This is a genomic window from Marinobacter sp. (assembly GCF_048266785.1).
Taxonomy (GTDB): Bacteria; Pseudomonadota; Gammaproteobacteria; order Pseudomonadales; family Oleiphilaceae; genus Marinobacter.
Genome location: NZ_JBLWYX010000006.1, coordinates 1 through 11,785, shown reverse-complemented (window position 1 = coordinate 11,785; position 11,785 = coordinate 1). Strand labels below are relative to the sequence as shown.

Below are 11,785 nucleotides of genomic sequence, written 5' to 3'. Positions count from 1 at the left end.
TACCCGATCAGTACTTGTAGCTTTCTGGCTTGTACGGGCCTTCGACCGGTACACCAATGTATTGCGCCTGCTCCGGGGTCATCTTGGTGATCACACCACCAAAACCTTCCACCATGGCACGGGCCACTTCTTCATCCAGGTGCTTGGGCAGAACCTGCACATACACGCCTTTGGCGCGGGCATCTTCCGGCAGGTCTGCGAACTTGCGCTCAAACAGATACATCTGTGCCAGAACCTGGTTGGCAAAGGAGCCGTCCATGATCCGTGACGGGTGGCCAGTAGCGTTGCCCAGGTTTACCAAGCGGCCTTCGGACAACAGGATCAGGTGGTCGTTAGTAGCCTTGTCGCGGTAGATCACGTGGACCTGCGGCTTAACCTCGTCCCATTCCCAGTTCTTGCGCATGTAGGCTGTATCGATTTCGTTATCGAAATGACCGATGTTGCACACAACCGCGCCGTTCTTCAGGGCCTTGAGCATGTTCGCATCACACACGTTCATGTTGCCGGTGGTGGTGACCAGAATATCCGTGTTCTGCAGCAGAGCTTTATCTATGGCTGCTTCGGTGCCGGTGTTCACGCCGTTCAGGTATGGGGAAACCACTTCATAGCCGTCCATGCAAGCCTGCATGGCGCAGATAGGGTCGGCTTCGGTTACTTTTACAATCATGCCTTCCTGGCGCAGGGAAGCGGCGGAACCTTTGCCCACATCACCATAACCGATCACCAGCGCCTTTTTGCCGGCCATCAGGTGGTCGGTACCGCGTTTGATGGCGTCGTTAAGGCTGTGGCGACAACCGTATTTGTTGTCGTTTTTAGCTTTTGTGACGGCATCGTTGACGTTGATGGCGGGAACTTTCAAAGTGCCATCGCGCAGCATTTCCTGCAGGCGGTGTACGCCGGTGGTGGTTTCTTCAGTCACGCCGTGGCAGTTGGCCAGAATTTCCGGATACTTTTCGTGGAGCAGGGCAGTCAGGTCGCCGCCATCGTCCAGAATCATGTTGGGTTCCCAGCCTTCTACGTCGGCACCGACAGTGCGCTCCAGGCACCAGTCGTATTCTTCGTCAGTTTCACCTTTCCAGGCAAACACAGGTATGTTCTGGGCTGCGATGGCTGCGGCAGCCTGATCCTGAGTAGAGAAAATGTTGCAGGATGACCAGCGTACATCTGCACCCAGCTCGATCAGAGTTTCGATCAGCACGGCTGTCTGAATGGTCATGTGGATGCAGCCCATGATATTGGCGCCTTTCAACGGCTGCTCTGTTTTGTACTTGTCACGCAGAGCCATCAGGGCAGGCATCTCGCCTTCAGCAATATTGATTTCTTTGCGGCCCCAGCCTGCCAGGGAAATATCGCGGACTTTGAAGTCTTCGGAGTTGCTCATTCTGGTGTTCTCCAATCAGTTCTGTTTTGGCAATTGAAATCATCAATACGCCCGAAAATCGTTTAGATGCCAGCGGCGTCTTTAAGAGCGGTTGCGCGGTCAGTCTTCTCCCACGGGAACGTCGTGAAGGTCTTGCCGCCAACGGTTATCTCTTGTGGCTCGCGGCCGAAGTGGCCATAGGCTGCGGTAGCCCGGTACATCGGGTGCAGCAGGTCGAGCATTTTGGTGATCGCATACGGGCGCAGGTCAAAGTTCTGGCGAACCAGTTCGACGATCTTGTCGTCGCTGATCTTGCCGGTGCCGAAGGTGTCCAGAGAGATCGATGTAGGCTGTGCCACGCCGATGGCGTAGGAAACCTGAATCTCGCACTTGTCGGCCAGGCCCGCGGCGACGATGTTTTTGGCAACGTAACGGCCCGCGTAGGCGGCAGAACGGTCAACCTTGGAGGGGTCTTTGCCGGAGAAGGCGCCGCCGCCGTGGCGTGCCATGCCGCCGTAGGTGTCTACGATGATTTTCCGGCCGGTAAGACCGCAGTCGCCAACCGGGCCACCGATAACGAATTTGCCGGTGGGATTGATGTGGTACTGGGTGCCTTTGTGCAACAGCTCAGGTGGCAGCACATTTTTCACGACCAGTTCCATAATGGCTTCTTTCAGATCTGCCTGACTAACGTCGGGATCGTGCTGGGTTGAAAGTACAACCGCGTCGATGCCCACAACCTTACCGTTTTCATAGCGGCAGGTTACCTGGCTTTTTGCGTCCGGGCGCAGCCACGGCAAGATGCCGTTTTTGCGCGCTTCGGCCTGGCGCTCTACCAGGCGGTGGGCAAAGGTGATCGGCGCAGGCATCAGTACTTCGGTCTCGTTGCTGGCGTAGCCGAACATCAGGCCCTGATCGCCGGCGCCCTGGTCTTCAGGCTTCTGGCGGTCAACGCCTTGGGCTATATCCACAGACTGTTTGCCGATGATATTGATAATGCCGCAGGTGTCACCATCAAACCCGACGTCCGAGGAGGTATAGCCAATGTCCTTGATCACGCCCCGAACCAGATCTTCCAGATCTACCCAGGCGCTGGTTGTGATTTCACCACCAACGATGGCTACACCGGTTTTCACCATGGTTTCGCAAGCCACACGGGCGTGTGGGTCTGTCGTCAGTATGGAGTCCAGAACGGCGTCGGAAATCTGATCAGCCAGTTTATCTGGATGGCCTTCGGAGACCGATTCGGAGGTGAAAATGTTGTAGTCGGACATGGGTTGCTCCTCTGTGAGCGTTTCGAAATCTTGTGGGTTGTTGTGTAGGTAGTACCACCTACAGCAATATCAAAGTTTTTGGATGTTCCCCCGGAAGCGTTGCAGCCTCCGGGTTAAATCATCTCAACGGCAACTGGGTTTTCCAGAATTCTCTGACCTGAACCTGAAAGCCGTTACGCAAACCTATAAAAAGCTGCTCGCCGGCTTTAAGGCCCGCAGCTACCGCCCAGGCGGTAAGCTCTTCCGGTTCGAAACCAAGCCAGAGGTCGCCGCAGTTGTCCTTTGCCCAGTTCTGATCGTGGCGGCACAGGTCGCTGACAACCAGGCAACCTCCGTTATTCATCAGCGCCGCCGCATCCAGAAAAATGTCTGCCGGGCTGGGTACGTGGTGCAACACCATATTGGCCACTACGAGATCAAACGCATCCCCACGGGCCAGCAAGGTATCGGTTACACCCTCTATCAGATCAACGTTATCAAGACGCTCATCAATGCAGGTGCGCGCTGCCTTGGCGAGCATATCCCGGCTGTTATCAAGCGCCACAACGTGTTCGCTAAGTTCCGACAGCACGGGCAAAAAGCCACCTTCACCGGGGCCAATTTCCAGAGCCGTTTGCCACTGGCTCTTGCGTGTCCGTTTGCGGATCATGTCCGCTACAGGCACTGCATAAAGGTCAAAGGCGGCAATCAGTTCCTGCTGCTCCCGGAACTGCTCTGAATGCCGGGAGAAAAACGCCTGCGATTGATCCGCACGCTGGTTGCGGATGGATTCAATTTTTTCCTGCAGGTGCGCGGGCAAAGGCACGCGGTCCACGGCTTCAAAAATCTGGCAAATGGTCAGGTCGGTTGGCTTGTCGTTATCCAGGTGCAGTGGGCGACGATAAAAAATGGCGTTGCCTTCACGCTGTGGCTCTACCAGCCCGGCCTTGTGCATCACCTTCAGGTGATGGCTCATGCCCGACTGGCGCATATCGAACAGTTGGCTCAGCTCCAACACGCCAAACGTATCGCGGCGCAGCACACGCAGTATCTCCAGGCGCAACGGGTCGCCGCTTGCTTTGAAGATCGGAGCAAGAACGTCCACAGAGGATATTGGGTTAGCGTGTGCGCTTAAACTTGTCATGGTTGCGGAGTGTAAGGGGGTTGAGGTGTTCAATCAATAGGCATATCAAAGTTTTTTGATATAGATTTATCATTCTTTGAAATCAATCCCTTTCGGGAATCCCCGACAGGATATTCCCAAAGAAGCTGAATGCCGATTTGCCCCGGCACACCCTAATCGGCGAAAATACGCGCCATATTTTTGAGCGGCTTTTTATTGCCCGTTAAAAACGCCGGGTTACCCCCTATTTCCCTGAAAAGACACTGGAGAAACGTCAATGCCCTCTCGTAAAGATCTCGCCAACGCCGTTCGCGCGCTGAGCATGGATGCGGTTCAGAAAGCCAAATCCGGCCACCCGGGTGCGCCCATGGGCATGGCGGATATCGCCGAGGTGCTGTGGAATGAATATCTGAGCCACAACCCGGCTAATCCACAGTGGGCCAACCGCGACCGTTTTGTACTCTCCAATGGCCACGGCTCCATGCTGCAGTACTCACTGCTGCACCTGAGCGGCTACGACGTTTCCATCGATGACATCAAAAACTTCCGCCAACTGCACTCGAAAACCCCGGGCCACCCGGAATACGGCTACACCCCGGGCGTAGAAACCACCACTGGCCCATTGGGGCAGGGCCTGGCTAACGCTGTGGGTTTTGCACTGGCTGAGAAAACCCTGGCAGCTCAGTTCAACCGCCCGGGCCATAACGTTGTTGACCACTACACCTATACCTTTGTAGGCGATGGCTGCCTGATGGAAGGTATTTCCCACGAAGTGGCCTCGTTGGCGGGTACTCTGGGCCTGGGCAAACTGATCTGTATCTACGATGACAATGGCATCTCCATTGATGGCAAAGTCGACGGCTGGTTCACCGACAACACCCCGCAGCGTTTTGCTGCCTACGGTTGGCAGGTGCTTGCCGGTGTTGACGGCCACAACGCCCAAGCCATCAGCTCTGCGCTGGAAGTGGCTCGCACCACCACCGACAGGCCAACGCTGATCTGTTGCAAAACCGTGATTGGTTTTGGCTCACCCAACAAGCAGGGCAGCGAATCTGTCCATGGCGCACCGCTGGGCGATGATGAAATTGCACTGACCCGCGAAGCACTGGGTTGGGCGCACGGCCCGTTTGAGATTCCGACCGACATTTACCAGGCCTGGAATGCCAAAGAAAAAGGCGCCAGTGAAGAAAACGCCTGGAACGAAACCTTCGCCGCGTATGAAAAAGCCGAGCCGGAACTGGCTGCCGAGCTGAAGCGCCGCATGGCCGGTGATCTGCCTGCCGACTTCTCTGAGAAGGCCCAGGCATACATTCAGGAATGTCAGGACAAGAGCGAGACCATCGCCAGCCGCAAGGCTTCCCTGAATTCCCTGAACGCCTACGGCCCGATGCTGCCGGAACTGCTGGGCGGCTCTGCTGACCTGGCCGGCTCCAACCTCACCATCTGGAGCGGCACCAAAGGCGTCACCAAAGAAGACGCGAGCGGCAACTACATCTATTACGGTGTGCGCGAATTCGGCATGGCCGCCATCATGAACGGCATCGCCCTGCACGGTGGTTTCGTACCCTACGGCGCAACCTTCCTGATCTTCATGGAATACTGCCGTAACGCTGTGCGCATGGCTGCACTGATGAAGCAGCGCTCCATCTTTGTGTTCACCCACGATTCCATTGGCCTTGGCGAAGACGGCCCGACGCACCAGCCGGTCGAGCAGCTCGCAAGCTTGCGTACTACCCCGAACATGAGCACCTGGCGCCCGGCCGACGCAGTAGAATCTGCGGTGGCCTGGAAAGCCGCTCTGGAGCGCACAGACGGCCCGAGTGCCTTGATCTTCTCCCGTCAGAATCTGCCCGCTCAAACCCGTGATGCGCAGCAGTTGGCCGACGTGGCCAAAGGTGGCTACGTGCTGACGGACAGCGAAGGCGAGCCAGATCTCATCCTGATTGCCACCGGCTCTGAAGTTGGCCTGGCGCAGGACACCGCCGCCAAACTGCGAGAGCAGGGTAAAAAGGTGCGCGTTGTTTCCATGCCGTCTACCGACGTATTCGATGCCCAGAGCGCCGAGTACAAGCAGCAAGTGCTGCCGCTGGAAGTGACCAACCGCATTGCCATTGAAGCTGCGGTTGCCGATTACTGGTACAAGTATGTCGGCCTGGACGGTCGCATTGTGGGCATGACCACCTTCGGTGAATCTGCGCCTGCTGGCGAGCTGTTCAAAGAGTTCGGCTTTACCGTCGAGAACGTCCTGGAAGTGGCCTCGGAGCTGCTGGACGCCTGATGACAGCCTCCGTGCCCTATCGTATCGCTATCAACGGGTATGGCCGTATTGGCCAGTGCGTGTTGCGTGCCCTGTACGAAAACGGTTTTCGCGATCACCTGCAGGTGGTCGCGATTAACGAGCTTTCTGATATCGACACGATTGCACACCTGACCCGTTACGACTCCACCCATGGCCGGTTCTCCGGAAGCATTGCGGTGCAGGGGCAGGACCTGATCATCAACGGTGATCCTATCCGCGTGCTGCGCCATTCAGACCCGGCAGAGCTGCCGTGGAAAGAACTAGATATCGATCTGGTACTGGAATGCTCGGGCGCATACTCGGATAGAGCAACAGCCGAACTGCATCTTCAGGCCGGCGCAAAGCGGCTGTTGTTTTCCCAGCCTGCAGAATCGGATGTCGACCGCACCGTGGTTTATGGCATTAACGAGGCCGAGCTTTCGCAAGCAGACCGGATCGTGGCCGCAGGTTCCTGCACCACCAACTGCCTGGTGCCTGTGATTACTGTGCTTGATAAAGCCTTCGGTGTGGAGCAGGGCAGCACCACAACTATCCACGCCGCCATGAACGACCAACCGGTGATCGATGCGTATCACCACCAGGATCTTCGCCTTACCCGCAGTGCACTCCACAACATAGTGCCGGTGGATACAGGCCTGGCGCGGGGCGTAGAACGGCTGTTGCCTCATATGGAAGGTCGCTTCAGTTCTGTGGCTCTGCGCGTACCCACCATGAACGTGTCCGCCATCGACATGGTGTTCAACGTGCGGCAAGACACCGATGTGGCGTCCGTGAACCGTGTAATTAAAGAAGCGGCGAGTGGCCCGTTAAAAGGCATTCTGGGCTACACCGACGAATTGCTGGCCAGCTCGGACTTCAACCACGATTCCCACTCCGGCGTAGTGGACGGAGGCCAAACCCGGGTAACCCGAGGCACCATGGTGAAAGTACTGTGCTGGTTTGATAACGAATGGGGATTTGCGAACCGCATGCTGGATGTAAGCCAGAGCTGGTTGCAGAGGGTGGTTTAATACTGCGCCCCCTCTCCCCGGCCCTCTCCCGCGAGGGGAGAGGGAGTAAAAAATCGTAGACGCATGCTTTAGCCCCTCTCCCGCGAGGGGAAAGGGAGTAGATAATCGTAGGCGCTGCTTTAGCCCCTCTCCCCTCGCGGGAGAGGGGTTGGGGAGAGGGGGCAGAACCCCCACTCCCCGTTCTTAGCCAACAACCCGAAACAACGGAACCCAGATCATGGCCATCAAAAAAATGACCAACCTGAACCTCGCTGGTAAGCGGGTTCTGATTCGCGAAGACCTCAATGTGCCGGTAAAGAACGGCGTGATCTCAAGCGATGCCCGCATCCGCGCCTCCCTGCCTACCATCAAGGCAGCGAAAGACGCTGGCGCCAAAGTCATGCTGATGTCCCACCTGGGCCGCCCGGAAGAAGGCGTGTACGACGAAGCCTCCTCCCTGAAGCCGGTTGCTGAGTACCTCACCAAAGCGCTGGGCCAGGAAGTGCGCCTGATTAAAGACTACCTCGGCGGCGTAGACGTGGCCGAAGGCGAAGTGGTGCTGTTCGAGAACGTTCGCTTCAACAAAGGCGAAAAGAAAGACGACGAAGCCCTGGCAAAGCAATACGCCGCCCTGTGCGACATCTACGTGATGGACGCCTTCGGCACAGCCCACCGCGCTCAGGCCTCCACCCACGGCGTTGCACGTTTTGCACCGGAAGCCTGTGCAGGCCCGTTGCTGGCGGCGGAACTGGAAGCCCTGGGCAAGGCCCTGGATAACCCGGCCAAGCCGGTAGTGGCTATTGTTGGTGGCGCCAAAGTCTCCACCAAGCTCGACGTACTCAACGCTCTTGAAAAAGTGTGTGACCAGATCATCGTAGGCGGCGGCATCGCCAACACCTTCCTGGCCGCAGCCGGCCACCCGGTGGGCAAATCCCTGTGCGAGCACGACCTGCTGGATACCGCCAGAGACATCGCCTCCCGCGTTAACATCCCACTGCCGGTCGACGTAGTGGTTGCCAGCGAGTTCGCTGAAAACGCAACGGCTACCACCCGGAATATCTCCGACGTTACCGAAGACGACATGATCCTCGACGTAGGCCCGGAAACCGCTGGCCAGTTCGCGGAACTGCTCAAGAACGCCAAAACCATTTTGTGGAACGGTCCGGTAGGCGTATTCGAGTTCGAGCAGTTTGGTAACGGCACCAAAACCCTGGCCGAAGCCATCGCCGAAAGCGACGCCTTCTCACTGGCCGGCGGCGGTGACACCGTCGCTGCCGTTGACAAATACGGCATAGCTGACAAGATCTCGTATATTTCCACCGGCGGTGGTGCCTTCCTGGAATTCGTGGAAGGTAAAGTGCTGCCGGCTGTCGCCGTATTGGAAGAGCGCGGCGCATAAGGACGCTAAGCCAGATATAGATTCGCAAGGCAGGTGGGGGCTTTCCCCAGGACTGTCGGCAGCATGGACGCTGCCGTCAAGCTTACAGGGACGTATTAACAGCGTGTCCTGGGGAAAGCCCCCACCTGCCGCAGCAGGCTCGAATTCACGATTACCCCAAACTATTGTTTAACCAAGGAGACAACCAAATGGCCCTGATTTCGATGCGGCAAATGCTGGACCACGCCGCCGAGCATGGTTACGGTGTGCCAGCCTTTAACGTAAACAACCTGGAACAGATGCGCGCCATCATGGAAGCCGCCGACAAAACCGACTCCCCGGTGATTGTTCAGGCCTCCGCCGGTGCCCGCAAATACGCCGGAGCCCCCTTCCTGCGCCACCTGATCCTCGCGGCCATTGAAGAGTGGCCACACATCCCGGTAGTAATGCACCAGGATCACGGCACCAGCCCGGCCATCTGCCAGCGCTCCATCCAGCTGGGCTTCAGCTCCGTAATGATGGACGGCTCCCTGGGCGAAGACGGTAAAACGCCTATGGACTACGAGTACAACGTAGACGTAACCCGCCGCACCGTAGAAATGGCCCACGCTTGTGGCGTATCCGTAGAAGGCGAGCTGGGTTGCCTGGGCTCCCTGGAAACCGGTCAGGCCGGTGAAGAAGACGGCATTGGCGCCGAAGGTACTCTGGACATGAGCCAAATGCTGACCGACCCGGAAGAAGCCGCCGACTTCGTGAAAAAGACTCACGTAGACGCCCTGGCTATCGCCATCGGCACCAGCCACGGCGCCTACAAGTTCACGCGCCCACCCACGGGCGACATTCTGGCCATCGAACAGATCAAAGCCATTCACAAACGCATTCCCGATACCCATCTGGTTATGCACGGCTCCAGCTCCGTACCCCAGGAATGGCTGAAAATCATCAACGAATACGGCGGTGAGATTCCCGAAACCTACGGTGTACCCGTTGAAGAAATTGTAGAAGGCATCAAGCACGGTGTGCGCAAAGTAAACATCGACACCGACTTGCGCCTCGCCAGCACCGGCGCTGTGCGCCGCTTCCTGGCCCAGAACCCGGCCGAGTTCGACCCGCGCAAATTCCTGCAAGCTACCATGGTAGCCATGACCGATATCTGCATCGCGCGTTATGAAGCTTTTGGTTGTGCTGGCAATGCGAGCAAGATCAAGCCGATCAATCTGGATCGTATGTTTGAGCGCTACGCGTCTGGTGAGCTGGACCCGAAGGTTAAGTAAGCCTGTTGTGAAACAGCCCTGGGCACCTTGCCTGGGGCTGTGATTTCCCCCCTCCTGATTCTCCTCACGATAGTCGCCGTTGGAGCTCTATTTGCCCCATGAGCATGCGGCGGTAAGGTATTCTTCACTCGAGTTAACAAGATGTTGCAAAGCGCAAAGGAAGATAGCCCAGAAATGGGCTAGTGTTGGAACTAATAAGGTATGGATGTAACTCTGCCTGTGGCTGACGCATTGCTGTTCGAAAGAAAACTCAGAGCGACTACCCGAAACGGAAAGCCGCCGAGGGTTCGGCGTTATTGCAATAATGAAGACGTCACGCGATTACAGAATATGGATGATCCGGGCTTTTAAGTTGTTGGTATTTTGGGATAAAAACTTTCAGCCTTAGAGTGGAGGCTGCGTAAAATGTGGAAGTCACGTTTTTGCAATGATGAGGCGTTCTATCTAATACGCTGTTAAATGCCTATGGATAAAGTTGAAGAGATCGCCAAATACCACGAGCTGGCTAAAGACGCCGGGAATCGCCTACGGGCCTATATTCTCTCGGTTTCGTCAGGTGCTACGGGTGTGTTTTTTCTTGCACTCACCAAGTCGGATGGGAGCGAGTTGGGTGCTACCGATAAGTGGTTGCTATCAGTCGCGCTGGTCTCATTCGTTGCTACAGTGGGGTTGTGCTTGTACGAGCTTCGAGTCGACGCAAAAAGGTTCTTTGCGCTTACACAGGAGTTGAACAAGCCTGAATCTGAACAAAGCTGGGAGCAAAATAAACAATATAAATTAAAACGGTATTGGCTGATTCATGGTTCGTACGTGACACTAGCTGTCGCCATTTTGGCAACGAGTATTTACCTTGTTCGCGCCATCTTCAGCATTTAACCAAGTGTTCCAGTTCGTTCCGGGCCTGTCGGCCCTCCACCGGATGCCCTTTTCGCTGCGCTACAAGGGCACCGCTGAACAACGGCGTTATATTTTCAAGGCGGACAGAAAAGTAGGGAAAAATGACACCTGAGTATCGCGTAGAAGCTGAAAAAAATATTGTATCTTACCTAGCCGATAATGATGTTAATGGCATCAAGTACATGCAGGTAGAGCAAACCTTCGATGATCTGGGGGATGAGGTCCATGTATGGAATGTAAGGGCTGACGACGGCAACTGGTGGGTCGTCGAAGGAGAAAGTGTCCCTATGAACCTTTACACTCAAAACGAATTCTACTTCTCGGCCGACGAAGCGTATTCGTTTCACATAGGGATAGCTCAAAGGCTTCAAACACGGCATCACCAGACATTTAAACATGTAATTGATGAAATTCCGCTTGATATTGATGGAGTAAAATCAATCAGCCGTAGGCTTAATAGTGCCGCACTCGAGTTAAACGATGTGTCTGGGCCGGAGGACATTCAGTCTATTGGACTGACTTGTAGAGAGAGTCTTATTGAGTTGGCCGGGATTTTGGCGCAAGGAAATCCTGAGCTTCTCAAAGATCATGGATTGAAGGCCGCTGATTTCAAAGGCATAGCCAAAGCTGTAATCAGCATTTATGCCGGAGGTAGGCAAAACAGCAATCTTCGGAAACGGTGTAGAAGTTTAATCGAGGCCGCTTGGGATCAATCTTCTGAAGTTGTGCACTCTCCTAACAAGAATGTCCCTGATGCAAAGATATGCTTGCTCTTTGCATGCTCTGCGGTATCGGTTATTCAAAATATTTTTCTTAAATACCTAGGCTTTGATAATGAGCCAAAATGCCCAGAATGCAAAAGCATGGACTTTGATATCACCGATGGGGAAAATCCTGAGAAGTTTATTCTGATCTGTAAATCATGTGGCCATGAGACGTCTGTTGCACAAGAAATATAACCAGTGCAGGCACGGCGACGCCCATTACATTGCGCCTTCGGCTCCATTTCATGGGCGCGCATGCTGCAAGCGTTAGTTGCGACATGAAGTTGCATGAATATATGTTGTAACCCGATGTTTTTTTTTTTCCGTAACTGAGCGGATGTCGGAAGCGCAACCTGGTGTTCTACCACCAGTATCCTACCCACCATGCGAAAAGGACTTGGTATGAAGCGTTGGGGACAATGAACCCTGTTAAGAGGAACCGTGAGGG

The 11,785-nt window shown here is 55.4% G+C and carries 9 protein-coding genes; 6 read left to right on the top strand and 3 right to left on the bottom strand.

Features of this window, described 5'->3' with window-relative positions; translation table 11 throughout:
• Positions 1-7: 7 nt before the first annotated feature.
• The 3 genes from ahcY to ACN0V1_RS10390 form a co-directional block, all read right to left on the bottom strand.
• Complete coding sequence (gene ahcY / locus ACN0V1_RS10400; RefSeq protein ID WP_339781339.1) at positions 8-1,381, bottom strand: adenosylhomocysteinase; 1,374 nt, start codon at positions 1,379-1,381, stop codon at positions 8-10.
• A 62-nt stretch (positions 1,382-1,443) separates the two neighbouring features.
• The gene (metK, locus tag ACN0V1_RS10395) at positions 1,444-2,634 is read right to left on the bottom strand and encodes a methionine adenosyltransferase (protein WP_291951475.1); all 1,191 of its coding nucleotides are present in this window, start codon (positions 2,632-2,634) and stop codon (positions 1,444-1,446) included.
• Between the two features lie 118 nt (positions 2,635-2,752).
• Positions 2,753-3,757, bottom strand: coding sequence for an ArsR/SmtB family transcription factor (locus ACN0V1_RS10390; RefSeq protein WP_417544929.1), 1,005 nt, complete (start codon positions 3,755-3,757; stop codon positions 2,753-2,755).
• A 256-nt stretch (positions 3,758-4,013) separates the two neighbouring features.
• Here ACN0V1_RS10390 and tkt point away from each other — a divergent pair, with 256 nt between their 5' ends.
• The 6 genes from tkt (at position 4,014) to ACN0V1_RS10360 (ending at position 11,532) form a co-directional block, all read left to right on the top strand.
• Positions 4,014-6,014, top strand: a complete 2,001-nt coding sequence (gene tkt, locus ACN0V1_RS10385; RefSeq protein WP_417544928.1) for a transketolase — start codon at positions 4,014-4,016, stop codon at positions 6,012-6,014.
• Entirely contained in the window at positions 6,014-7,045 is a 1,032-nt protein-coding gene (locus tag ACN0V1_RS10380) for a type I glyceraldehyde-3-phosphate dehydrogenase (RefSeq protein ID WP_417544927.1), read from the top strand. Before tkt ends, ACN0V1_RS10380 begins: the two co-directional genes overlap by 1 nt.
• Positions 7,046-7,262: 217 nt before the next feature.
• Positions 7,263-8,423 carry a phosphoglycerate kinase gene (locus tag ACN0V1_RS10375; protein ID WP_417544926.1) on the top strand — a complete coding sequence of 387 codons (1,161 nt, stop codon included), beginning with the start codon at positions 7,263-7,265 and terminating at the stop codon, positions 8,421-8,423.
• A gap of 188 nt (positions 8,424-8,611) precedes the next feature.
• A complete protein-coding gene (gene fba, locus ACN0V1_RS10370; protein ID WP_417544925.1) occupies positions 8,612-9,676 on the top strand; it encodes a class II fructose-bisphosphate aldolase in 1,065 nt (354 codons plus the stop codon).
• Between the two features lie 465 nt (positions 9,677-10,141).
• Positions 10,142-10,552: a hypothetical protein gene (locus tag ACN0V1_RS10365; protein ID WP_417544924.1), complete on the top strand. Its 411-nt coding sequence runs from the start codon at positions 10,142-10,144 to the stop codon at positions 10,550-10,552.
• A 122-nt stretch (positions 10,553-10,674) separates the two neighbouring features.
• Positions 10,675-11,532 (top strand): hypothetical protein, encoded by an 858-nt coding sequence (locus tag ACN0V1_RS10360; RefSeq protein WP_417544923.1) that lies wholly within the window; start codon positions 10,675-10,677, stop codon positions 11,530-11,532.
• Positions 11,533-11,785 lie beyond the last annotated feature (253 nt).